This is a genomic window from Arthrobacter sp. YD2 (assembly GCF_030410475.1).
Classification (GTDB): Bacteria; Actinomycetota; Actinomycetes; order Actinomycetales; family Micrococcaceae; genus Arthrobacter_B; species Arthrobacter_B zhangbolii.
The window spans coordinates 127,532-149,480 of record NZ_JAUHHB010000001.1 but is presented as its reverse complement, the minus strand read 5'-3'; the positions used below and the strand labels follow the sequence as shown (position 1 = coordinate 149,480).

General features: G+C 67.1%; 19 protein-coding genes and 1 riboswitch. Of the genes, 10 read left to right on the top strand and 9 right to left on the bottom strand.

Going from position 1 to position 21,949, the window contains the following annotated elements; all coding sequences use genetic code 11:
* Window positions 1-29 precede the first annotated feature (29 nt).
* Complete coding sequence (locus QWJ37_RS00780) at window positions 30-881, top strand: HAD family hydrolase (RefSeq protein WP_290243368.1); 852 nt, start codon at window positions 30-32, stop codon at window positions 879-881.
* Here QWJ37_RS00780 and QWJ37_RS00775 read toward each other — a convergent pair.
* The 3 genes from QWJ37_RS00775 to QWJ37_RS00765 are packed head-to-tail and all read right to left on the bottom strand — an operon-like array spanning window position 802 to window position 5,434.
* A complete protein-coding gene (locus tag QWJ37_RS00775) occupies window positions 802-1,587 on the bottom strand; it encodes a phosphatase PAP2 family protein (RefSeq protein ID WP_290243366.1) in 786 nt (261 codons plus the stop codon). The genes QWJ37_RS00780 and QWJ37_RS00775 overlap by 80 nt on opposite strands.
* Window positions 1,584-2,876 (bottom strand): alpha/beta fold hydrolase, encoded by a 1,293-nt coding sequence (locus tag QWJ37_RS00770; protein WP_290243364.1) that lies wholly within the window; start codon window positions 2,874-2,876, stop codon window positions 1,584-1,586. The genes QWJ37_RS00775 and QWJ37_RS00770 overlap by 4 nt, the downstream gene beginning before the upstream one ends.
* A 2-nt stretch (window positions 2,877-2,878) precedes the next feature.
* On the bottom strand, window positions 2,879-5,434 hold the full coding sequence (locus QWJ37_RS00765) for a DUF2156 domain-containing protein (protein ID WP_290243362.1): 2,556 nt from the start codon (window positions 5,432-5,434) through the stop codon (window positions 2,879-2,881).
* 120 nt (window positions 5,435-5,554) lie between these two features.
* Here QWJ37_RS00765 and QWJ37_RS00760 point away from each other — a divergent pair, with 120 nt between their 5' ends.
* Together QWJ37_RS00760 and QWJ37_RS00755 are read left to right on the top strand one after the other, a co-directional pair.
* On the top strand, window positions 5,555-6,352 hold the full coding sequence (locus QWJ37_RS00760) for a glycerophosphodiester phosphodiesterase family protein (RefSeq protein WP_290243360.1): 798 nt from the start codon (window positions 5,555-5,557) through the stop codon (window positions 6,350-6,352).
* A 45-nt stretch (window positions 6,353-6,397) separates the two neighbouring features.
* Window positions 6,398-7,507: a glycerate kinase gene (locus QWJ37_RS00755; RefSeq protein ID WP_290243358.1), complete on the top strand. Its 1,110-nt coding sequence runs from the start codon at window positions 6,398-6,400 to the stop codon at window positions 7,505-7,507.
* Between the two features lie 36 nt (window positions 7,508-7,543).
* Here QWJ37_RS00755 and QWJ37_RS00750 read toward each other — a convergent pair whose 3' ends face one another.
* Window positions 7,544-8,857 carry a solute carrier family 23 protein gene (locus QWJ37_RS00750; RefSeq protein ID WP_227903175.1) on the bottom strand — a complete coding sequence of 438 codons (1,314 nt, stop codon included), beginning with the start codon at window positions 8,855-8,857 and terminating at the stop codon, window positions 7,544-7,546.
* Window positions 8,858-8,995: 138 nt separating this feature from the next.
* Here QWJ37_RS00750 and QWJ37_RS00745 point away from each other — a divergent pair, with 138 nt between their 5' ends.
* Together QWJ37_RS00745 and QWJ37_RS00740 are read left to right on the top strand one after the other, a co-directional pair.
* Window positions 8,996-9,868: an SDR family NAD(P)-dependent oxidoreductase gene (locus tag QWJ37_RS00745; protein ID WP_227903176.1), complete on the top strand. Its 873-nt coding sequence runs from the start codon at window positions 8,996-8,998 to the stop codon at window positions 9,866-9,868.
* Complete coding sequence (locus QWJ37_RS00740) at window positions 9,865-11,298, top strand: aldehyde dehydrogenase family protein (protein ID WP_290243354.1); 1,434 nt, start codon at window positions 9,865-9,867, stop codon at window positions 11,296-11,298. The genes QWJ37_RS00745 and QWJ37_RS00740 overlap by 4 nt, the downstream gene beginning before the upstream one ends.
* A gap of 79 nt (window positions 11,299-11,377) precedes the next feature.
* Here QWJ37_RS00740 and pgm read toward each other — a convergent pair whose 3' ends face one another.
* Entirely contained in the window at window positions 11,378-13,009 is a 1,632-nt protein-coding gene (gene pgm / locus QWJ37_RS00735; protein ID WP_290243352.1) for a phosphoglucomutase (alpha-D-glucose-1,6-bisphosphate-dependent), read from the bottom strand.
* A 121-nt stretch (window positions 13,010-13,130) separates the two neighbouring features.
* On the opposite strand from pgm, the gene QWJ37_RS00730 reads away from it, so the two are divergent.
* Complete coding sequence (locus QWJ37_RS00730) at window positions 13,131-13,490, top strand: hypothetical protein (protein WP_290243350.1); 360 nt, start codon at window positions 13,131-13,133, stop codon at window positions 13,488-13,490.
* Window positions 13,491-13,570: 80 nt separating this feature from the next.
* Here the strand turns inward: QWJ37_RS00730 and QWJ37_RS00725 are convergent, their stop codons facing one another.
* The 3 genes from QWJ37_RS00725 to QWJ37_RS00715 all read right to left on the bottom strand — a co-directional run bounded on the left by QWJ37_RS00725 (window position 13,571) and on the right by QWJ37_RS00715 (window position 16,777).
* On the bottom strand, window positions 13,571-13,783 hold the full coding sequence (locus QWJ37_RS00725; protein ID WP_227903180.1) for a hypothetical protein: 213 nt from the start codon (window positions 13,781-13,783) through the stop codon (window positions 13,571-13,573).
* Between the two features lie 51 nt (window positions 13,784-13,834).
* Window positions 13,835-15,040: a cobalamin-independent methionine synthase II family protein gene (locus QWJ37_RS00720; RefSeq protein ID WP_290243347.1), complete on the bottom strand. Its 1,206-nt coding sequence runs from the start codon at window positions 15,038-15,040 to the stop codon at window positions 13,835-13,837.
* Window positions 15,041-15,056: 16 nt separating this feature from the next.
* Window positions 15,057-15,184, bottom strand: a riboswitch (SAM riboswitch).
* 123 nt (window positions 15,185-15,307) lie between these two features.
* Window positions 15,308-16,777 carry a peptide MFS transporter gene (locus QWJ37_RS00715; RefSeq protein ID WP_290243345.1) on the bottom strand — a complete coding sequence of 490 codons (1,470 nt, stop codon included), beginning with the start codon at window positions 16,775-16,777 and terminating at the stop codon, window positions 15,308-15,310.
* Between the two features lie 230 nt (window positions 16,778-17,007).
* Here QWJ37_RS00715 and QWJ37_RS00710 point away from each other — a divergent pair, with 230 nt between their 5' ends.
* On the top strand, window positions 17,008-17,991 hold the full coding sequence (locus tag QWJ37_RS00710) for an MsnO8 family LLM class oxidoreductase (protein ID WP_290243343.1): 984 nt from the start codon (window positions 17,008-17,010) through the stop codon (window positions 17,989-17,991).
* Window positions 17,992-18,065: 74 nt separating this feature from the next.
* On the opposite strand, the gene QWJ37_RS00705 is transcribed toward QWJ37_RS00710, so the two are convergent.
* Window positions 18,066-19,448, bottom strand: a complete 1,383-nt coding sequence (locus QWJ37_RS00705) for an amidase (protein ID WP_290243341.1) — start codon at window positions 19,446-19,448, stop codon at window positions 18,066-18,068.
* Window positions 19,449-19,607: 159 nt separating this feature from the next.
* Here QWJ37_RS00705 and QWJ37_RS00700 point away from each other — a divergent pair, with 159 nt between their 5' ends.
* Genes QWJ37_RS00700 through QWJ37_RS00690 form a run of 3 tightly spaced genes read left to right on the top strand, consistent with a single transcriptional unit; the run spans window position 19,608 to window position 21,934 of the window.
* Window positions 19,608-19,934: a rhodanese-like domain-containing protein gene (locus QWJ37_RS00700; protein WP_227903185.1), complete on the top strand. Its 327-nt coding sequence runs from the start codon at window positions 19,608-19,610 to the stop codon at window positions 19,932-19,934.
* Window positions 19,931-20,911 (top strand): prephenate dehydratase, encoded by a 981-nt coding sequence (gene pheA, locus QWJ37_RS00695; RefSeq protein WP_290243339.1) that lies wholly within the window; start codon window positions 19,931-19,933, stop codon window positions 20,909-20,911. The genes QWJ37_RS00700 and pheA overlap by 4 nt, the downstream gene beginning before the upstream one ends.
* Window positions 20,912-20,959: 48 nt before the next feature.
* The gene (locus QWJ37_RS00690) at window positions 20,960-21,934 is read left to right on the top strand and encodes a DNA topoisomerase IB (protein WP_290243336.1); all 975 of its coding nucleotides are present in this window, start codon (window positions 20,960-20,962) and stop codon (window positions 21,932-21,934) included.
* Window positions 21,935-21,949 lie beyond the last annotated feature (15 nt).

The following is a 21,949-nucleotide window of genomic DNA, read 5'->3' as shown; positions in this document are numbered from 1 at the left end:
GGGCCGGGTCCGCCAGTAAGCTGGATGGCATGCAGGAACGGACGGGGCCGGTACGGCTGGTAGCGAGCGACATGGACGGCACCATTGTGGGTGCGGACAACAGCATCAGCGACCGCACCGTGCGGGCCTTTCGCGCCTGCCTGGCTGCGGGCATCGACGTGGTGTTCGTGACCGGACGCCCGCCGCGCTGGCTGGATCCGCTCCGTGAACGGATAGGCCATGAGGGAACCGTGATCTGCTCCAACGGAGCCATTACCTATGACCTGGCACAGGACCGGGTGCTCTCCACCTCGCTGCTGCCCCTTGAGCAGATGTTCTCCGCAGCGGAAGTGATCCGCGGGCTTTTCCCGGCGGTGCGTTTCGCGGCTGAAACAGTGGACGGAATCCACCTGGAACCCGGATTCGCCGACACCGGCTCGGCCGAGATCCTCGGTTCCATAGTGCCCCGTCCGCTGCAGGATTCCCTGGCCGGCCAGACCGGAGTGGCCAAGTTCCTGGCCCGTACCCATGACATTTCCCCCGACGAGTTTCTGCACCGGGTAGCTCCCGCAGTGGCGGACCTGGTCACCACCACCCACTCCGCGCCCTCAGCGCCGCTGCTGGAAATGTCCCGGCCCGGGCTGAACAAGGCCGTCACCCTGGCCGGGTATGCGGCCGCCAGGGGTATTGCGGCGGCGGAGTCCGTGGCATTCGGGGATATGCCCAATGACATCCAGATGCTCAACTGGGCCGGCCGCGGTTACGCCATGGCCTCCGGACATCCGGCCGCCCGTGCCGCCGCGGACTACACTGCCCCTGCGTTCAGGGACGACGGGGTTGCCGTGGTTCTTGAACGGCTGCTCGACGCCCGGACAGCAGCCTCAGAAGCTGGTGCGCGGTAATCACCACTGCCAGCCACGCAGCACCCAGGGTCCAGGCCACCAGGACATCCGTCAGCCAGTGATGGCCCAGATAGACGCGGCTCAGGCCGACGGCGAGGGTGAAGGCAGCGGCTGCCGTGACGGCCGCAACCTTGGCCGCGCGGCTCCGCGCATACAGGATCACCAGATAGGCAAGAATCCCGGCAATAACTATTGAGTTCAGGGTATGCCCGCTCGGAAATGACGCCGAGGACTCATACGGCGGCACCGCGTCGGCCAGGTCCGGGCGGGTCCGCCCGATCAGTGCCTTGCCGGCAACGGTCATCAGCAGGGACCCCGCTGCAGCTGCGGCGGTAAGGACCAGCGGCGTCCAGGACCGCCAGAGCCGGCACATCACCAGGACGGCGAGTCCTGCCAGGACCGGCATCCCCACGGTGCCGGCCAGGTTGGTGAAGCCGGTGACGGCCGCATCCACCCCGGGGGAACGCAGCTGCAAAGCCAGTTCCAGCGCCGGTTTATCCAGCCCCGCCACGCCGTCCGCATCGGTCACCGATTCGTAGACCTCGGCCGAGGCGAGGGTCAGTGCCAGGGCGGGAAGCAAACCCACGGCCAGCACCAGCAGAAGTGCCACATGGGGAGAGGAGGCACTGCTGATCCAATGCAGCAGCCGGCCCACCCGGTCCAGGACCCCGGTACCGTCGGAACGCTGTGCAGGCTCGGGTGTCATGGCTCCAGTATGCCAAGCCGGGTACACACCCAGTCCAGATTCTGCTGCAATCCGGCCTTCCACACCTGCCACGAATGCCCGCCCGGCAGCTGCTGGAGCTGGACATCGGCACCGGCGGCCCTGGCGGCGTCGTACACCGTCCGGCCCTCGGGCGCGTAGACCTTATCGTCGCGGCCGACGACGATGATCCCCGCGGTATCCGGGTACCGGGCGGCCTTAAACCGGTCCACGGCGTTCTGCTCCCGGAACGAGTCTTCATTCCCGTCGAAATAGATATCGAGCAGGTCCTCATGCCCGCTGGCGACGGTGGGCTCATTCTCTCCGGCGATATCCAGGAACGTGGGGTAAACCTGCGGATAGTTGGCCGCGAGCTGGACGGCGCAGGTTCCACCGAAGGAATATCCGCCCACTGCCCACTGCTGCGGCCCTGCCGTGCCGGCCCCCAGCTCCTGCTGCACCCATGCGGGCAGGTCCTTGGCGAGATAGGTGGCCGAGTTGCTGACTGTGGTGTCCATGCACAGCGGCCAGTTGCTGTTCCCGGCGTTGCTGAGGTCCGGCATCACCACCACGGGCGCCAGTCCCTGGTGCCGGGCGGCAAACGAGTTCATCATCTCCGTCAGCCCGCCGCTGATCAGCCAGTCCGCCGGGGCGCCGGGCTGTCCGTGGATCAGCACCAGGACCGGCAGGTTCACCGCCCCGGGATCCGCGAGGTACGCGGGCGGCAGGTAGATCAGGGCCGGGTTGGAGGCATACCCGGACACCGGTCCGGGGATCTGCTGGCGGTAGACCTTGCCCTGCGACGGCATGTCCGGCGGGGGCGTCCAGTTCTGCTCCGATGCTGCCGGCAGGTCGCTCCGGGGAGCGGATGGAAGGGGCAGCGGGTCATCTTCCGGGGACGGCGGACTGAACAGCGAGGCGAGCGTTGGGTATTGGGCGTAGGCAATGTTCACTGTGCAGGCCAGTGCGAGCACCACCACCAGTGCCGCGACCACGCTGGCTGCCCGCCGGTGCACCCGGGTGCCGGAGGTGGTCACCTGGGGCAGGGCGAGCTGCACTCCGAGGATCGCCAGGGCGCAGAAAAGGTAGAGCAGCCGGGGCAGGGACGCGTTCCACCAGTGGAACACCATTTCAGCCAGCAGGTAGAGCAGCCCGGTCAGCAGGCATGAGACCACAACAGAGACCAGGAACCGGCTCCAGCCCAGTTTCCGGCTGGCGAAGCCGAGCCAGGCCAGTGCCAGCACCCCGGCAATCAGGACAGCCGCGGGCAGCACTCCGGCGATCAGGGACATGGTCAGGTCCGGTCCACAATCCGCCGGGCGAGGACCAGCCCCTGACCGAGGGAAAGGTCCGGGACGTAGGCCCTGGTCACGGCGTTGGCGATGGCAGGCAGCGCGGCCGGGTCGGGATAGGTCATGTATAGCGGCACATACTCCGGGGCGAACTTGGCTTTGAACGCCAGCAGGGAGCGGAACCCGTAGACCGGTTCCAGGGTGGCGCCCAACCGGTCCAGCAGCCGGTCCATCACCGGCGAGCCTGCATCGTCTCCGCCGTTCCCGCCGTCGTCGCCGTGTCTGGCGTCGGAACGGGCCAGCGGTGCGCCCGAAAGGCTCAGGAAAGCGCACCCTTCCTCCTGCAGGGACAGGGCAGCGGAGGCGATAAGGAAGTCCATGCCCAGCCGGAAGCCGGTGCCCCGCCTGCGCATAAAGTCCAGGGTCCAGCCGATCACCCGTCCGTCCCGGTACACCGGCAGCCAGGAGGTCACCGCGTGCACAGTGCCGTCGGCGTCGACGGCCAGCAGGCAGCGCACTTCCGGGTCTTCGAGCTGCTCCAGCCCGCCCAGGGTGAATCCCATTTCCGGCATCCGCTTATCCGCCACCCACTCCTCGGAGATGGCCCGGATCTGGTCCGTGAGTGCCAGCGGCGCGGTGGGGAAACTGATCCAGCGGGCCTGGATGCCCTGTTTGCGGGCAGCGTTGAATGCGGTGCGGATGTCCTGGAATTTTTTGCCCTTGAAAGCCAGCGACCCCAGCGGCAGCACGGTCTCCTCGGCCACCTGAAGAGAGAAAAAACCCAGCTCCGCACAAATGCTGCGCACCCGTTCATCCACGGAGTAAAAACAGGCGGTGGTCCCGTTGGCGGTGCAGAAGGCGGCAAATCCCGCCACGGTCCGGGGCATTTCGGCAGCCGGTCCCACGGGTGCGCCCACCGTAAGGGCAACCCCGCTGTCCGCCCGGTAGGCAACATATGAGTTGCCGCTGGGGGAAAACCAATAGGTGTTCCCGGCCCAGAGCGTCATCCATGCCATGGTGCTTCCGCCGTGGGCCCTCAACAGTTCCCGTGCCCGTTCCTCATCGGCGATGGCCGGAGTGCGGGGCGGGATCAAAAAGGAGCGCAGCAGCAGGACACAGGCCAAAAGCCAGAACACCAGGCCCACCCCTTCATAGGCGAGGACCGCGGGCAGGCTCACCGGAACCAGGACGGGGCCACGGCTGGTCACCTCCAAAATGGGCAGGAACCTGTCCGGCAGGTCAGCCACAGCCAGCGCCGGAGTTGCCTGCGGGGAGAACCCGTCGCGGTCCAGCAGGGCCACGCCCAGATAGACCGCTGCCAGGATGAGCGCGGCCGCAGCAGCCGTGAGGGCCAGCCGCCGGTAGGTTCCAACGGGTGCGCGCACGGGGAACAGCCCGCGTGTCATGAGCAGCAGGGCAAACACCGCCAGGGGAACCACCATGGGCAGAACCAGTTTGACGGAGCTGCCCGCCCCGGGAGGCAGCAGCCGGGCCTGGTCACCGGTGAGTACCACCACAATCCGGACGGCGGCGAGCAGGGTCATGGTCCCCTGCAGCAGCACAGCGGCCAGCCAGGCGAAACGCCTTCCGCGGCGCAGGCCGTCGGAGAACGTTGCAAGCAGGACCTGGGGCAGGACGGCGAGGAAGAATGCGGCCGGCCCGGCACGGAGCTGGAGGCGGGCCACGGCGCATTCACGGGCGGAGGCGCCGCCGTTGCACAGTTCGGCCAGCTCTGCGGGAGTGGTCACGTCAGCGCTGGTGAAGAGGTAGCGCAGCACAGCAAGGGGGCCCACGGCGGCGTCGCTGAGTGCGGCAATGACCGGTCCCGCCGCTGAGGCCAGCACCACCAGGGCCACCAGGACACGCGCCTCGCGCCGGCTGGTCACCAGGCGGTGGGGGAGGCGCGGGCGCCGTCCGTCCAGGAAGGGCCCGGCAAAGGCGCCCGCCGCGGCGGCGCCCAGCAGCATCAGGTCGGAAAAGCTCCCGGCGTACAGGGCAAGCAGGGCCAGGAGGGTGAACAGCGTAAGCCGCAGGCGCCGGCGCCACAGGGTGGACATCCGGGCGCTGGCCGCCGCTGCCACCGCAGCGAGGAACGCCATCGGGCCCACATAGGATTCGCTGACCAGGGCGCGTGACCAGTCGCCGATCGAGGCGCTGGTGAGGAAGGCGAAACCGATGGCCAGCAGTGCCCCGGCCACCTGGCCGGTAAAGCCCGCCAGCAGGAACCTGCCGGAACCCAGCAGCCGCTCACAAGGGAGGCCGATAAGGAGCACTGCGACGGTCCCGCCGACATATCCACCGGGGCCGCTGGCCCAAAAGCTGCAAAGGAGCAGGGCTGCGGGGTTGGTGCCCAGGCTGTCTGCGGAGACCGCCACCTGGTTCAGCAGCTCCCCCTCCGGCCCGGTGGTGAGAGAGGAAGTGAGCGCGCCCAGCAGCCAGAAAACGGCAATATAGGTCAGCGTGGCAGGCGACTTCCGGGCGCTGCCCCGCAGGAACGCGACCGGCCGGAAAAGGGAGCGTCCAAAGCGGTACAGCGCATTGGGGGGTGGGTCGGGCACGGTTACCTCCACGATCCTGCGGGATGCTGCCGGTCGGGGTCCTGCCATTCTAGGCGCGCAGTATCGTGAACCGCCCGCTCCGGAACGCAGACCGGTGCGATGGTTGGGTAAAGTACGAGCGTGACGCCAACATATCCGTACTTCCTGGCTCCCGGGGACGCCCCTTCCCATTCGCCGCTGCCCATCGCCCTGGCGCACCGGGGCTTCTCGCCCGACGGATACGAAAACACCCTCTCCGCCTTTCGTGCCGCCGTGGACCTGGGCATGACCCACCTGGAAACGGATGTACGCACCAGCAGCGACGGCGTGCTGATGGCCTTCCATGACGAAACCGTGGACCGGATCTCCGGGGGAACAGCCGGGAAGATCGGCGGGCTCACCCGCGCCCAGCTGAAGGACGTGCTGGTGGGAGGAAAGGAGCAGATCCCCACCTTCGAGGAGCTGCTCACCCAATGGCCCGAAATCCGCCTCAATGTGGATGTGAAGGACGCAGCCGGCGCCGCCCTCCTGGCTCAGCTGGTCAATAAGCACCAGGCCCATGACCGGGTGCTGGTGGCGTCCTTCTCCGATATCCGGCGGCTGCGCACACTCCGGCGCCTGGACCGGCCCGCCGCGAGTTCAGCCGGCAGCACCCTGACGGCGGCACTGCGCCTGCTGGCACCCCTGGGGGTGGCGCGGATACTTTCCCGCCTGGGCAGGTTCCAGTGCGTCCAGGTGCCCGTGAGTTTCGGCCGATTCCCGGTGGTCACGCCGGCCTTTGTCCGCAGCTGCCACCGTGCCGGGCTGCAGGTGCACGTCTGGACAGTCAATGACGCAGACACCATGAACCGGCTGCTGGACCTGGGCGTGGACGGCATTGTCTCGGACCGCGCCGACATCCTGAAGGATGTCCTCAAGGGCCGGGGGCAGTGGCGCTGAAGCGTTACGCTGCCGGATGTCGGCGGCAGCTGACAGGATGAAGGCATGCGTGTAGTTATTGCTCCGGATAAATTCAAGGGATCACTTTCCGCGGCGGAGGCCGCAGCTGCCATGGCGGAGGGGGTCCTGGCCGTGTACCCGGATGCCGAAGTGGTTTCCGTTCCGGTAGCTGACGGAGGTGAAGGCACCCTCGATGCCGCCCTCGCAGCCGGCGCCGAAGCCCGCACAGCCCGCGTCCGCGGGCCGTTGGGCCGGGACGTCACGGCAGTGTGGGCCCTGAACGGGGACACCGCCCTGATAGAAACTGCACGGGCTTCGGGACTGACCCTGCTGGAGCCTTCCCCCGACACGGCCCTGGCGGCCACCAGCTACGGCAGCGGCCAGCTGATCGCTGAGGCACTGGACGCCGGAGCCAAAACCATCATCCTGGGCATAGGCGGTTCAGCCATGACGGACGGCGGGTCAGGCGCACTGGCTGCCCTGGGCCTGCGGATCCTGGACGACGGCGGCGCCCCCGTGCCGCCCGGCGGTGCCGGGCTGCTGCAGGCCGCGGCTGTGGACGCAGCAGAACTGGATCCCCGGTTGGCCGGGGTCCGGCTGCGGATTGCCGCCGATGTCCGCAACCCGCTGCTGGGATACGAAGGCACGGCAGCGATCTTCAGCGAACAAAAAGGCGCCGACCCGGCGGCCCGGGACCGGCTCGAAGAAGCCATGGGCAACTGGACGCGCCTGCTGAAGGAAGCCACCGGCGTCGACGTCGATGTTCCCGGGGCGGGCGCGGCAGGCGGTTTCCCGTCCGGTTTCCTGGCATACACCGGCGCCACCCTGCACCCGGGCTTTGAACTGCTGTCCTCATTCACCGGACTGCAGGCGGCACTGACCCGCTGCGATTTGGTGCTCACCGGGGAAGGGTCGCTGGACGAGCAGTCCCGCTACGGAAAGGCCCCGCTGGAAGTGGCGCTGCTTGCCCGGGACGCCGGCATCCCGGTGGTTGCCGTGGCAGGGCAGATCACCCTCACCCCGGACCAGCTCGAGGCCTACGGCATTGTTGCCGCCGTCAGCCTGCTGGACGTGGTGCAGCGGCCGCAGGATGCCATGGCCCAGGCGGAGAAGTACGTTGCCTGGGCCACCCGTCAGGTCCTCGAAGGGGCCTGACGACGGCGGGGACGGCGCAGCCGCCAGCCGGCCCCGTCAGCCCAGCCGGCTCGGAGTGGCCCCGGCGTCCTCACTCGGCTCGTCCGGGTCGGTGCCCCGCCAGCGCGCGATGGCCTGCATGCCGTGGTAGGCGATCAAGGCTGCTCCGGTGCCCAGGGCAATACCGCCGAAGGTCAGGTCGCCGATCACCCAGGTGAAGTCGGCGATGGCAACAATCAGGCCCAGCCCGGCGGCGGAAAGGTTGATCGGGTTGGAGAAGTTCACCCGGTTATCCACCCAGATCCGCACGCCCAGAATGCCGATCATGCCGTAGAGGACGACGCCGGCACCGCCCAGAACACCGGGCGGAACGGTGGCGATCAGCGCACCGAACTTCGGGAACAGGCTGAGCAGGACCGCCACAATGCCGGCCACCCAGTACGCCGCGGTGGAGTACACCCGGGACGCGGCCATAACGCCGATGTTCTCCGCGTAGGTGGTGGTGGCCGAACCGCCGCCGGAACCGGCCAGCATGGTGGCCAGCCCGTCCGCCATCAGGGCGCGGCCGGCGTACGGGTCCAGGTCACGGCCGGTCATGGCCGCCACGGACTTCACATGGCCGATATTCTCCGCCACGAGTACCAGCACCACCGGTACGAAAAGCCCGATCACATTGAAGTGGAAGGTGGGGGAATGGAATTCGGGCAGGCCGAACCAGGGTGCGGCGCTGATGGCGGCGAAATCCACTTCGCCGCGCAGCATTGCCACCCCGTAACCCGCCAGCACGCCGATGAGGATGGAAAGCCGGCCGATGAAGCCGCGGAACAGGACGGTTGCCAGAAGGATCACCGCTACGGTCACCGCTGCCGTGACGGCGCCCTGCTCAAAGTTTGTCCGGGCGGAACCGGCCAGGTTCAGGCCGATCAGCGCCACAATGGTGCCGGTGACCACGGGCGGCATCAGGACCTGGATCCAGCGGGTGCCGGCCAGCTGCGCGGCGAGGCCGATCAGGAACAGGGCAAAGCCGGCCATGATGATGCCGCCCAGCGCGCCGCCCGGTCCGTGCTGGTTGGTCGCGGCCGTGATCGGGGCGATGAAGGCGAAGGAGGAACCCAGGTAGCTGGGAACTTTGCCGGCGGTGATGATCAGGAACAGGATGGTGCCGATACCGGAGAACAGCAGCGTGGTGGCCGGCGGGAAACCGGTCAGCAGGGGCACCAGGAACGTGGCGCCGAACATGGCAACCACATGCTGGGAGCCGATGCCAATGGTCCGTGGCCAGCTTAGGCGTTCCTCGGGAGCTACATAGGAACCCGGTTTGATGGTTTTGCCGTCTCCGTGGAGTGTCCAGGCTGTACCGAATCTGGTCATGGTGGTGCCTTCCGAAGACAGGGGGTTTTAATCAAGATTCTAACTCTCCCCGATTGCGGGGATGTTACGTTGCATAAGCGTGCAGTGCGCGCAGCGGTACAGGCCTTTCACATTAGACCGATCGGACAATGGAGCAGCATGAGCATTTCAGTTTCAGGACGCGTAGTTCTCATTACTGGCGCAGCAATGGGCATGGGCCGGCTGTACGCCGAACGTGCCGTCCGCGAAGGCGCCGGGGCGGTGGTGCTGTGGGACCTCAATGCCGACGCCTTGGAGAAGACCGCCGCAGAGCTGCGGGAAATGGGCGCGTCCGCCATCTACCCCTACGCGGTGGATGTGAGCTCGCTGCCGGACATTGAAACCACGGCGGAACAGGTGATCCATGAGGCAGGAGTGCCGGACATCCTGATCAACAACGCGGGAATCGTGCGCGGAAAGTACTTCTGGGAGCACGCCCCGGAAGCGGACATTGACGCCGTGATGCAGGTGAACACCCTGGCTCCCATGCAGGTCACCCGTGCTTTCCTGCCGGGCATGATCGAACGCCGCACCCCGGCACGCATCCTCAACGTGGCCTCTGCCTCGGGGACCCTCTCCGTCCCGAAAATGAGTGTGTACACGGCCTCCAAGTGGGCCGTGATCGGCTGGAGCGACTCAATGCGCCTGGAACTGAACGAATCCGGCAACGGGCACGTGGCAGTCACCACGCTGATTCCGAGTTACATCAAGACCGGAATGTTCGAAGGTGCACGGGGTCCCCTGATGACCCCGTTGATGGAACCGCAGTACGTGGTGGACAAGGCCTGGGCAGCGCTGCTGGCGGGCAAGGCGCGGATCCAGCTGCCCTGGACCGTTGCGCTGGGCAGTGCCCTGCGCAATGTGCTGCCGCAGCCGGCCTGGGACGTAGTGGCCGGACGTGTTTTCAAGGTCTACCAGTCCATGGACCACTTCACCGGGCGGAAACCGGCAGCCGGTAGCGCCGGCGAACGGAAGGAAACGAGCAGGGCATGAGTGAACTCGTATCCGCTTTCACTGACGCAGCCGCCGCGGGGTCCCCGGCGGACGGTACACCTGCCGCCGTGCCGCCGGTCCTGGACCGGCTGCGGAAAACCCACGCCTCCGGGCGCACCCGGCCGCTCGAGTGGCGGCGGGAACAGCTCGAGGGACTCGTCCGCCTGTTGCGTGAACGTGAGCAGGAGTTCGCTGCCGCCCTGTCCTCGGACCTGGGCAAGAACCCGCTGGAAAGCTACGTGACGGAACTGTCACTGGTCCGCGCCGAGGCAGAGCACGCGCTGAAGCACCTTGAGCAATGGACCCGCAGCCGCCGGGTTCCGGTGCCGCTCGGCCTGGCCCCCGCGTCGGCACGGACCCAGCCGCAGCCGCTGGGCGTGGTACTGATCATCGGGCCGTGGAACTATCCCGTGCAGCTGGTGCTGGCACCCCTGGTGGGCGCACTGGCTGCCGGCAACGCTGCCGTGCTCAAGCCCAGCGAACTGGCCCCGGCAACGTCCGCCATGCTGGCTGACCTGGTGCCGCACTACCTGGATTCCGACGCCGTCGCGGTGGTCCAGGGCGGCCCCGATGTGAGCACCGCTCTGCTGAAGGAACGCTTTGACTCCATCTTCTTCACCGGCGGGGAACGTGTGGGGCGCATTGTCCTGCAGGCCGCGGCCGAGCACCTGACACCGGTCACCCTGGAGCTGGGCGGCAAATCCCCTGCCGTGGTGCTGGACGGGAACTGGGCCGCCGTCGCCCGCAGGCTGGTCTTCGGCAAGCTCCTCAATGCCGGACAGACCTGCGTGGCGCCGGACTATGTGCTGGTTACGGAAGAGGCCGCGCCGGTGCTGCAGAAACACCTGGTGAAGGCCGTGGCCGAACTGTTCGGCAAGGATCCCGCCAAGAGCCGCGACTACGGCCGGATAGTCAATGAACAGCACTGGGAACGGCTGGTCGGACTCCTGGACAGCGGTACGGTGCTGACCGGCGGGCGGAGCGACCGGGACACCCGGTACCTGGAACCGACCATCCTTACGGACGTGGATCCGGAGGCACCGGTGATGCAGGAGGAAATCTTCGGGCCAATCCTGCCGGTGCTGACGGTGAAAAACCTGGCCGAAGCCATGGAATTCATCAATGCCCGTCCGGTGCCGCTCTCGGCCTACCTGTACACCGAATCGGCGGCCGCCCGCACCGAATTCGAGGAAGGCGTGCGGGCAGGCAGCATCAACCACAACGCCAGCACCGTGCAGCTGGCCGTACCCGGACTGCCCTTCGGTGGCGCCGGGGCCAGCGGTACCGGCGCGTACCACGGCAAGTACTCCTTCGACACGTTCAGCCAGCTGCGCCCGGTCTTCACCAAGGGCACCCTCCTGGACACGCTGCGCTTCGCGTACCCGCCCTACACGGGGCTGAAGAAACGGATCCTGCGCCGGCTGCTCTAAGCCCGGGGCGTTAAACAGGGAAGGGGTGCACCCGCAGGTGCACCCCTTCCCTGTTTACGCACGCACGGCGCGGGAACAGCTAGGAAATCACGCCGTCCACAATGGCCTTGGCCTCGGCCTGCACCTGGTGCAGGTGTTCCTCGCCCTTAAAGGATTCGGCGTAGATCTTGTAGACATCTTCGGTACCGGAGGGACGCGCGGCAAACCAGGCGTTCTCAGTGGTCACCTTCAACCCGCCGATGGGTGCACCGTTGCCGGGGGCCTCGGTCAGCCGGGCAGTGATGTCCTCGCCCGCCAGGGTGGTGGCGGTGACGTCCGACGGCGAGAGTTTGGCCAGCGCCGCCTTCTGTTCCCGTGTGGCGGGGGCATCGACGCGTGCGTACTCCGGATCCCCGAACCTGCTCGTCAGCTCGCGGTAGCGCTGGGACGGGGTCTTGCCGGTGACGGCCGTCATTTCCGAGGCCAACAGGGCCAAAAGGATGCCGTCCTTGTCCGTGCTCCAGGGGCTGCCGTCCAGGCGGAGGAAGGACGCGCCGGCGGATTCCTCGCCGCCGAAGGCCGTCTCACCGGAGAGCAGGCCGGGCACAAACCACTTGAAGCCCACCGGTACCTCCATCAGGACCCGGCCCAGGTCAGCCGTGACGCGGTCGATCATGGAGGAGGACACCAGGGTTTTACCCACCATGGCATCGCTGCTCCAGCCGGAGCGGTTGCGGTACAGGTAATCAATGGCCGTGGCGAGGTAGTGGTTGGGGTTCATCAGCCCGCCGTCGGGGGTCACAATCCCGTGCCTGTCGGCGTCGGCGTCGTTGCCGGTGGCAATGTCGTACTGGTCCGCACGGGCAATCAGGGACGCCATGGCGTACGGAGAGGAGCAGTCCATGCGGATCTTCTCGTCCCAGTCCAGGGTCATAAACGCCCACTGCGGATCCACATTGGGGTTCACCACGCTCAGGTTCAGCTGGTGCGCTTCGGCAATGGCGCCCCAGTAATCCACTGACGCACCGCCCAGGGGGTCGGCACCGATATGCAGCCCGGCACTGCGGATGGCATCCAGGTTCAGCACCGAGGGGAGGTCCTGGACGTAGTTCTGCAGGAAGTCGTAGGTCCCTACGGAGTCGGCCAGACGGGCCTCGCCCAGCGGAATGCGCTTCACGCCCTCCAGGCCGGCTTCAAGCAGCTGGTTGGCACGGTCCGCCACCCAGTTGGTGATGTCCGATCCGGCAGGACCGCCCGTGGGCGGGTTGTACTTGAAACCGCCGTCTGCGGGCGGATTGTGGGACGGCGTGACCACAATGCCGTCCGCCTGATCGGTCCGCGAAGCGTTGTACTTCAGGATGGCGTGGCTGACGGCCGGGGTGGGAGTGAAGCCGTTCCGTGCATCAATAAGCACGTTCACGCCGTTGCCGGCGAGGACTTCCAGGGCGGTGTTCTGTGCCGGCTCGGAGAGGGCATGGGTGTCCTTGCCCATAAACAGCGGCCCGGTGATGCCTGCCGAGGTGCGGTACTCCACAATCGCCTGCGTGATGGCAGCAATGTGCCGTTCATTAAAAGCGCCGTTCAGGGAGGAACCCCGGTGGCCGGAGGTACCAAACGCCACCCGCTGGGCGATGTTCGATGGGTCCGGCGCGACGTCGTAATAGGCGTCCAACAGCGCGGTGAGGTCTACAAGGTCGGAAGGTTCGGCACGGTTGCCTGCACGATTAGACATACCCCTAAGCATGCCAAAGAAACACCGGGGGCGGCAGACGGACTGCTACGCGTGTATCGCCTGCCGCCGCCGTATGCTCTTATCCACACAGCGGCGGGACCGGCGGGGAAGGCGGACAGGCATGAGCATGCAGGGCAGTGCAGCCCCCGGACGCGTCCGCGCCCGTGCCGTGCGCCCCGGCACCGTCGCGGCCGCGGTTTTCCTCAACGCGGCGTACGTCTGTGCAACGCCGGTGTTCTGGTTCTCCTGGACCCAGCGGAGTGCATTTGCCCTGCCACGCTGGGCCTCGGATGCCGCCGGGATTGCCGGCGGCGTCCTGCCCGTCCTGGCTTTCGCAGCAGCCTGGGCCGCCGCCGCCGTCCTGGTTGCCCGCGGTCGGCGGCAGGAGGGCTGGACGGTGTTCAATACCGTCTGCGCGCTGGGTCTCCTGTCCGCTGCCGCCGGAATGCTGACCCTGACCAGCGCCGGTCTGGGCAGTTAGCGCGCATTTCCACGGGCCTTTAAGTAAAGGACTGCGGCACGCGGAGTACTCTCCCGCGTACCGCAGTCGGATGAACCGGGCTAGCGGTCCTTGTGTTTCGCCGTGAAATTCGAGTTATCGGCGTTCAGGCCCTGGGCCAGGTTCGAATGGACCTCGGTGCGCGGATCGGACCGGTCCTGGCTGCCGCTGCCGTCCGGCACCTCTTCGCCCAGGTTCTGCATGAGGTTGTCGGCGGCGTTCTCGATTGGATTGGTCGGTTCGGGTCCGGGATCCTTCGCATTGGTGTCAGCCATGATGCCCTCCTCTGCCTTCGACTATCAGCAACCTTATGATCGCAACTTTAGCTACCAGAGGCGGCTGCTGGCCAGCCGTGCACCTTCCCCCAGCGCCTCAAGCTTGGCCTGGGCAATCTGCGGATGCACCCGCCCGCCCAGGCCGCAGTCCGTGGAAGCGATGACGTTCTCCCGGCCCACCAGCCGGGCAAAGCGTTCAATCCGGTCCGCCACCAGCTCCGGATGTTCCACCACGTTGGTGGCATGGGAGACGACGCCCGGGATGATCACCTTGCCCGCCGGCAGCTTGGTGTCCTCCCAGACCCGCCATTCATGTTCGTGGCGCACATTGCCCGCCTCGAAGCTGTAGCCCCCGGCATTGATCGTCAGCAGCGTGTCCACCAGATGCCGGAACTCGATGTCGGTGGTGTGCGGCCCGTGCCAGGACCCCCAGCACAGGTGGAAGCGGATCCGATCCTCCGGCAGGCCCCGCAGCGCATAGTTCAGCGCTTCCACACGGATCTGAGTGAAGCGCAGGTAGTCCTGAACCGAAGGCTCCGGGTTGATCTGGTCCCAGTTCTCCGCAATCGACGGATCATCAATCTGCACGATCAGCCCGGCGTCGATAATCGCCTTGTACTCTTCCCGCATGGCATCCGCACACGCGTAGATGAACTCCTCCTCCGTGGCGTAGTACTCGTTGGCAATCCGGGAACAGGAACCGGGGGAAAGCGAGGCCAGGAATCCTTCCGTCAGATCTGCCGCGGCCAGGCCGGCCAACAGGTTCGCGATATCCCCCGCCACGGCGTCGTGCCCGGTGTACTTCACCGGACCCGTGACCTTCGGGAAGATCTTCTGCGCCCCGGTGGTGATCCCCGAGGACGGGTCGGTGTAGGCCGCAGCGAAGCGCTGCCGGTCGCGGCGGTCGCCGAAGCTCGTCAGGACCACGTTGCCCGGCGAGGAGCGGACGGGTTCCATCTCCCAGATGCCAGTCTCGGCCACGCTGAGACCGCTGAGCCTGGCAAAGGAATAGGACCACCAGGCGCCGTAATCCACTGCGGAGGACATGGCGTGCCCGTACTCGCCGTCGTTGGGGATGTCGATGCCTGCCTGCTGCTGGCGGCGCACCAGGTCCGTCACGGCGGCCTGCAGGAGCTCCGCGTAGCCCCCGGTATCCGCAGGGTTCGCCTCCCGGGCGGCATTGGCAGCCAGCAGCTCGGGCGTGCGCGGAAGGGAACCGGCATGGGTGGTCAGAATACGGTCAGTGCTTTTACGCATGGGAATCCTCTGGGATTTCGTGCTCTTGCCCGCACCGGATGCCTGAAAAAAAGGCGGAGCGGGCCGCTTCGTCATCCGAACCACCCGTGAAGCATGGGGTTGGTGCACGGCCAAGTCGGAGCTTGGCGGCCGTGTCTCCTGAAGCTGGTGCCATCGTAACCATGCCGTGCCGCCCGCACCAAGTACATGACGGAACGCAAAAAGGACGGCGGCCCCGGGAAATCCCGGTGCCGCCGTCCATGAGGAGGCGTTGGTGCTGCCCTGCGGCTAGCGCACGCCGCTCATCAGCTTCTTGATGGCCGGGGTCGCCGCTGCCAGGGCGATGCCCAGGACAATGGCGGTTCCGCCGCTGAACAGGAAGTAGCTGACCTCGGTCTCGGGGTTGTAGAACTGTGCCAGCCAGCCCGCGAGGGTGGTGCCCAGGGAAACCGAGAGGAAGAACAGGGCAACCATCTGGGTCCGGAAGACCTCCGGGGCCAGTTTGGTGGCCACGGACAGGCCGATCGGGGAGATGAAGAGTTCCGCGAAGGTGAACAGCAGCAGGATGCCGACCAGTGCCAGCAGCGGGGTGCTGTTGGCGCCGCCGCCGGAGAACGGGATGAAGGCGAGGAATGCCAGGCCCATGACGGCAAGGCCCAGGGCGAACTTCAGCGGCGAGGACGGCTGCCGGTCGCCCAGCTTGGTCCAGACCGCAGCGAAGACGGCTGCGAAGATGATGATGAAGATCGGGTTGATCGACTGCACCCAGCTCGGCGGCATGGTCCAGCCGAAGATGGTCCGGTTCAGGGACGTGTCGGCGTACAGCGCCACCACGGTGAACTGCTGCTGGAACAGGGCCCAGAAGGCGGCGCTGGCGATAAACAGCGGCATAAAGGAGTACACCCGGCGCCGTTCCAGCTTGTTGACCTTTTTGCTGCCCAGGATGATGACGAAGTAGGTAACCGCGGCCAGGATGGCCACAACGGCCATCACCACGGCCAGGTTGCCGGCGCTCAGGATGCCGAACACCACGGCCAGGACAATCACGACGACGGCGGCCGCCGCGTAGATCCCTACCTTGAGGTACTGCTGCCGAGGCAGCGGATTGGCCACTTCGTGGGCGGTCTCGGGCAGGTACTTGCGGGTCATGCCGTACTGGACCAGGCCGATGGCCATGCCGACGGCGGCGAGGCCGAAGCCGTAGTGGAAGCCGAGTTCCACCTGGGCAAGGCCGGTCAGGAGGGGGCCCACCAGGGCGCCAAGGTTGATGCCCATGTAGAAGATGGAGAACCCGGCGTCACGCCGTTCATCCTTCTCCGCGTACAGGGTGCCCACCAGGGAGGTGGCGTTGGCTTTGACGCCGCCGGAACCGAGGGCAATCATGATCAGGCCCGCTGCCAGCCCGGGCGTGCCCGGCAGGACGGCCAGGGCAATGTGGCCGAGCATAACGACGGCGGCAGAGTAGAAGAGCACGCGCTCGGACCCGAGGACGCGGTCCGCCAGCCAGGCAGCAAGAATGGTGGAGAGGTAGACACCGCCGCCGTAGGCGCCGACCAGAGAGGTTGCAACAGCAATATCGATGCCGAGGCCGCCGTCAGTGACCGAGTAGTACATGTAGTACAGCAGGATGCCCTGCATGCCGTAGAACGAGAATCGTTCCCACAGCTCGACACTGAAGAGATTGGCCAACATCCGGGGATGGCCGAAGAAGGTTTTACGCGCTTCTTGGACGCCTGGGTTACTGGGGGTATGGCTCACCCGTTAATGGTCCCACTCCCGAAGCGGGTGAGCGCCCCCCAATCCCGGGGAATCCGCCCGGAGCCGGGGAGGTTCTCTGCGAAGGTGTGCGAAAGCTCACCCGTTTTCGGCTCGATTTTGGCGAGATTACGTGCTTACCTCCCCCCGTTACGCCCGGATTTGGTGTCCGGACACTGATTTGCCTACAAGTGTGCCGGAATTCCCCGGCCGGGCCCGGGGTTGGCACCGGTATGGCTTCCCTGAATATCCCCGTCTCCATCCTTGACCGGGCCAACTCCCGGGAGGGAGACACCGAGGCTGAAGCACTGCAGGCGGTGGCAGAACGGGCCGAGTCGGCCGAAAAACTGGGGTTCCGCCGCTTCTGGGTGGCTGAACACCATGCCGTGGCCGGTATTGCCGGCTCGGCGCCTGCCGTCCTGATGGCAGCCCTGGCTGCCCGCACGCGAAGCATCCGCATCGGATCCGGTGGCATGATGCTGCCCAACCACCAACCGCTGGTGGTGGCGGAACAGGCCGCAACCCTCAATGCCCTCTATCCGGGCCGCATTGACCTGGGTGTGGGACGCTCGGTCGGTTTCACGTCTGCCGTTCGCCGGGCGCTGCATGCGGGGAAAGCCGAAGCCGAACAGTTCGAGGAACATCTGGCCGAATTGCTGGCCTACCTGGACGGGGCAGCCGCAATTACCGCCAGGCCGCAGGACCATGGCCAGACGCCCGTATTTGTGCTGGCCACCGGTACCGGCGCCGATATAGCGGCACGGGCCGGGCTCGGGCTGGTTTTGGGCGGGCCGGCACTGTTCCGCAGCTCCCCGGAATCCGCGCTGAAACGGTACCGGAAAGGGTTCCGGCCTTCCCGCCGGTTCCCGCGGCCCTACGTGCTGGCAGCGGTGAACGTGGCGGTTGCCGCCACCGGGAGTGCCGCAACCCGCCTGCTGCTGCCCGAAGCCAATGCCCTGGCGGATTCCCGGACCCGGGGTGTGTTTCCAGCGCTGGCGGCAACCGACGGGACCGTGACGGGCCCGGAACGCCGGCAGGAACTGGTCCGCGGTTTCCTGGCGGATGCAATCTGCGGCACCCCGCCCGAGGTGCGCCGCCGCCTGGCGGAACTGCTGGACGCAACCGGCGCCGACGAGGCGCTGGCCACCGGCGGAGCCTACGACATTAGCGGCCAGCGCGAATCCGACCGGCTGCTCGCGGAGCTGGCCGCATCCTGAGCCGGCAGCACGCCGTGCCGGGAAGCGGGGTCGCGTCGTCGGATGCCTTTCGGGCCGGTCTGACGTCCGCGGGCCTAATGCCCGAGCTGGGCGGCGACGGCCAGCAGATCGGCTTCCGCCCCCGGCCGGCCGATCAGCTGGACGCCCATCGGCAGCCCGTCCCGCGTGTCCAGGGCCGGAATGGAGATGGCGGGAAGCCCGCAGACATTAACCATCGAGGTGAAGGGCGAGTACCTGCACTGACGCGCGTAGTCCTCGTCTGCACCGGCGTCGGTGTACCAGCCGACCGGCCGCGGCGTCATGCCCAGGGCAGGGGTCAGGATCATGTCATAGGCGCTGTACTGGCGGATGGTGTCGGTTTCGAAGGTGCGCAGGACGTCGATGGCGGACACCAGGTCCGCGGCACTGCGGGAAAGCGCCCGTCGGCGCATGGTGGCGGCCAGCTCCGTCAGTTCAGCCTCGCGGCCGGGAGCCAGCCGGGCCGTGGCCAGCGACGCCGTCCAGACCACTTCGAACGCATCCGGATACCGCTCGTCGTAATGCAGGTCCGTTTCCACCAGATCGTGACCGGCTGCAGTCAGTGCCGCCACACCGGCGTCGAGCGCCTGCAGCGCTTCGTCATCCAGGCTGATGTCCAGCCGGGATTCGAACGGTGAACGGGTGCTAACGCCAATCCGGAAGCTGCCCTCGGCACGCAGGGCAGCGGCGAGAAAAGGGTTCGCGGACGGGGCGGCACTCGTGGCGCGGTGGTTGGGTTCGCCGACCATGGCATCCAGGAGCAGGCCTGCGTCCGCAGCCGTACGGGCGATTGGGCCGGCCACGACAAACTGGCCCAGGTCCTGCTGGCCCGAACCCGACGGGATCCTTCCGCGGTTCGGCTTCAGGCCCACGAGGCCGGTGGCGGCTGCCGGAATACGCACCGATCCGCCGCCGTCGGTTCCGGGCGCGAAGGGAATCAGCCCGGCGGCCACCGCTGCGGCACTGCCGCCCGATGAGCCGCCGGGGCTGAGCCGGAGGTCCCGCGGGTTGCGGGCAGGGGGCCCCACCCGGTTCTCGCTGTAGCTGCTCAACCCGAACTCGGGAACCTGGGTTTTGCCCAGGCTGATGGCGCCTGCACGACGCAGGATGGCGGGCAGCGGCGCGTCTGCCTCGGCGACCCACGGGGCAAGGGCGGCGCTGCCCATGGTGGTGCGCACCCCCGCGACGTCGGTCAGGTCCTTATGCGCCAGCGGCATGCCGTGCAGCATCGGCAGTGTGCCGCCGCGGGCGCGCAACGTGTCAGCGGCCCGGGCCTCGGTGAGGGCAAGCTCCGGGGTTGGGGTCAGGAAGGCGCCCAGCGCCGGATTCAGCTCCTCAATGCGCCTCAGGAAATGCGAAGTTACCTCCTCGGCACCGAGTTCCCCGGAGGCCAGGGCGTTCCGCAGGTCGACGGCGGTCAGGTCGTGGGGAGCGGGCATTGCAAACCTCCGGTGCGTGCTGATCTGGTCTTTGTTCTCTCGGACCGCGTCCCACTATAGGCTGGAGAAAACCGCCCGCTGCGGGCAGCCGTGGTTTATCCGGCTTTCACAGCGGCGACGGCCGGTACCGGTCCGGGAGAATCGAGAGTTAGGACAGCAATGAGCGAAATGCAGAGCGTATCCGTAGACAGCATCCCCGAGGGCGCGAAGATCCTTGACGTCCGCGAAGACTACGAATGGGAAGCCGGGCACGTTGACGGTGCCCTCCACATTCCGCTGGACCGGCTGCCCGACAGCCTCGAGGACCTTGACCCGGACCAGGACCTGGCCGTCATCTGCCGCACCGGCGGCCGCAGCGCCCGCGCGACCGCGTGGCTGGACGCGCACGGCTACTCCGCCGTTAACGTCAACGGCGGCATGGGGGCCTGGCTCGAAGCCGGCAAGCCCATGGTTTCGGACAACGGGCAGGAACCGACCGTTAAATGACGCACGCTGCTGACACTGCGGCCGCCCCGCACCATTCGGGTCCGCAGGGGGAAACGGTGGTCTACACCTACCTGGGACCGGAGGGGACGTTCACCGAAGCGGCGCTGCTGCGGATTCCCGGTGCATCGGATGCGGTGCGGATCCCCGCACCCAGCGTGAACTCCGCGCTGGAAATGGTGCGCTCCGGCCAGGCCAATGCGGCCGTGGTGCCCATCGAGAATTCCGTAGAAGGCGGCGTCAGCGCCACCCTCGACGCCCTGTCCGCCGGAACCTCGCTGCGGATCCTGCATGAGATCCTCGTGCCGATCACCTTTGTGCTGGCCGTGCGTCCCGGTATCGGCCTGGCGGATATCCGCACCGTGTCCACGCATACCCATGCCTGGGCACAGTGCCGGGAATGGGCGGCAGCGAATATTCCGTCTGCGGAATATCTTCCTGCTTCCTCCACGGCGGCTGCCGCGGTGGAGCTGGCCCGGGAGGAACCGGCTTTTGACGCGGCCATCTGCGCCCCGCTGGTGGCCGAGCGGCTTGGGTTGGAGGTGCTGCGTGAGGATATCGGTGATGTCCGCGACGCGGTGACGCGGTTCGTGATGATCAGCCTGCCCGGCCTGCTTCCGGAACCGACTGGGGCGGATAAAACCACCCTGGTAATACCGCTGCCTGAAGACCATCCGGGTGCGCTGATGGACATCCTGGAACAGTTCTCCACCCGCGGGGTCAACCTGAGCCGGATTGAGTCCCGGCCCACGGGGATGTTCCTGGGTGACTACTTCTTCAGCATCGATGCGGACGGCCACGTGGCGGACGCCCGAATGGCCGATGCCCTGAAGGGCCTGCACCGGATCAGCCCCGGCCTGCGGTTCCTGGGCTCCTACCCCCGGGCGGACCGGCGCGAGCCTGAAGTGTCACGGCACACCAGTGACGAAGCGTTCCGGGACGCCGACATTTGGCTCCAATCCCTGCTGAACGGATACTAAAGCCAAACAAACGCGGCACTCCAGCCGCCTCAGGGAGGGGGATGCGCCATGGCCAGGCTGCGTCGAAGCAACTGCGAACATCCCGGGTACTCCCGCAGGCGGTGGGGCAAGGGGTTCAGCTACCGGGATCTCCGCGGCGAGACCATCACGGACCGGCAGGTTCTTGCGCGGATCCGGAACCTCGCCATTCCGCCGGCCTGGACGGACGTCTGGATCAGTCCCTATCCCAACGGGCACATTCAGGCCACCGGGACGGATGGTGCCGGCCGCAAGCAGTACATTTACCACCCGCACTGGCGCGAGATGAAGGACCGGGAAAAGTTTGACCGTGCCCTGGCCTTTGCCCAGTCACTGCCGCCGGCGCGCCGGCTGATCACCAAGCATCTGAGGGCCGGCGGCAGCGGGGCGGAGCGGGCCCTGGCAGCAGCGCTGCGCATTGTCGACGCGGGAGCGCTGCGCGTGGGCGGCGCCAGGTACGCCGAGGCCAACGGCTCCTACGGCACCACCACCCTGCGTATTGAACACGTCCGCCTGGACGGGGATGAAGTGCGGTTCGATTTCCCGGGCAAGAGCGGCCAGGAATGGCATACCTCCATCCGGGACGCCGACCTGGCGGCAGCGCTGGAACCGATGCTGCTGCGCCCGGACGCCGACACGGCGCTGGCCTATATCGGAGCGGACGGTGCATGGCACAGCGTGGATGCCGCCCAGCTGAACGCGTTCCTCAAGGAAGTGACCGGCGGGGATTTCACTGCCAAGGATTTCCGCACCTGGCAGGCTACCGTCGTGGCTGCCATGTCCCTGGCCCGGCTGGCACCGGACGCCGGCACCAAGCGCGCCCGGCAGCAGGCGGTGGCCGCCACTGCCCGCGACGTTGCCGACCATCTGGGCAATACCCCGGCCATCGCCCGGAAGTCGTATATCGACCCACGCGTGGTGGACCGGTTTTTCGACGGTGAGGTGATCCCGGTTGCCGGGTTCTCAGCGTCGGAGACCGCCGTCCGCCTGATGCTCGAGGGGTAGCCGGGTTTCCGTCTC

What these genes read in the sequence shown, in the direction of transcription:
- QWJ37_RS00780 (WP_290243368.1), top strand. Translation starts at nt 30, where the DNA reads ATGCAGGAACGGACGGGGCCGGTACGGCTGGTAGCGAGCGACATGGAC.
- QWJ37_RS00775 (WP_290243366.1), bottom strand. Translation starts at nt 1,587, where the DNA reads ATGACACCCGAGCCTGCACAGCGTTCCGACGGTACCGGGGTCCTGGAC.
- QWJ37_RS00770 (WP_290243364.1), bottom strand. Translation starts at nt 2,876, where the DNA reads ATGTCCCTGATCGCCGGAGTGCTGCCCGCGGCTGTCCTGATTGCCGGG.
- QWJ37_RS00755 (WP_290243358.1), top strand. Translation starts at nt 6,398, where the DNA reads ATGCGTGTAGTTATTGCTCCGGATAAATTCAAGGGATCACTTTCCGCG.
- QWJ37_RS00750 (WP_227903175.1), bottom strand. Translation starts at nt 8,857, where the DNA reads ATGACCAGATTCGGTACAGCCTGGACACTCCACGGAGACGGCAAAACC.
- QWJ37_RS00745 (WP_227903176.1), top strand. Translation starts at nt 8,996, where the DNA reads ATGAGCATTTCAGTTTCAGGACGCGTAGTTCTCATTACTGGCGCAGCA.
- QWJ37_RS00740 (WP_290243354.1), top strand. Translation starts at nt 9,865, where the DNA reads ATGAGTGAACTCGTATCCGCTTTCACTGACGCAGCCGCCGCGGGGTCC.
- pgm (WP_290243352.1), bottom strand. Translation starts at nt 13,009, where the DNA reads ATGTCTAATCGTGCAGGCAACCGTGCCGAACCTTCCGACCTTGTAGAC.
- QWJ37_RS00730 (WP_290243350.1), top strand. Translation starts at nt 13,131, where the DNA reads ATGAGCATGCAGGGCAGTGCAGCCCCCGGACGCGTCCGCGCCCGTGCC.
- QWJ37_RS00725 (WP_227903180.1), bottom strand. Translation starts at nt 13,783, where the DNA reads ATGGCTGACACCAATGCGAAGGATCCCGGACCCGAACCGACCAATCCA.
- QWJ37_RS00720 (WP_290243347.1), bottom strand. Translation starts at nt 15,040, where the DNA reads ATGCGTAAAAGCACTGACCGTATTCTGACCACCCATGCCGGTTCCCTT.
- QWJ37_RS00710 (WP_290243343.1), top strand. Translation starts at nt 17,008, where the DNA reads ATGGCTTCCCTGAATATCCCCGTCTCCATCCTTGACCGGGCCAACTCC.
- QWJ37_RS00705 (WP_290243341.1), bottom strand. Translation starts at nt 19,448, where the DNA reads ATGCCCGCTCCCCACGACCTGACCGCCGTCGACCTGCGGAACGCCCTG.
- QWJ37_RS00700 (WP_227903185.1), top strand. Translation starts at nt 19,608, where the DNA reads ATGAGCGAAATGCAGAGCGTATCCGTAGACAGCATCCCCGAGGGCGCG.
- pheA (WP_290243339.1), top strand. Translation starts at nt 19,931, where the DNA reads ATGACGCACGCTGCTGACACTGCGGCCGCCCCGCACCATTCGGGTCCG.
- QWJ37_RS00690 (WP_290243336.1), top strand. Translation starts at nt 20,960, where the DNA reads ATGGCCAGGCTGCGTCGAAGCAACTGCGAACATCCCGGGTACTCCCGC.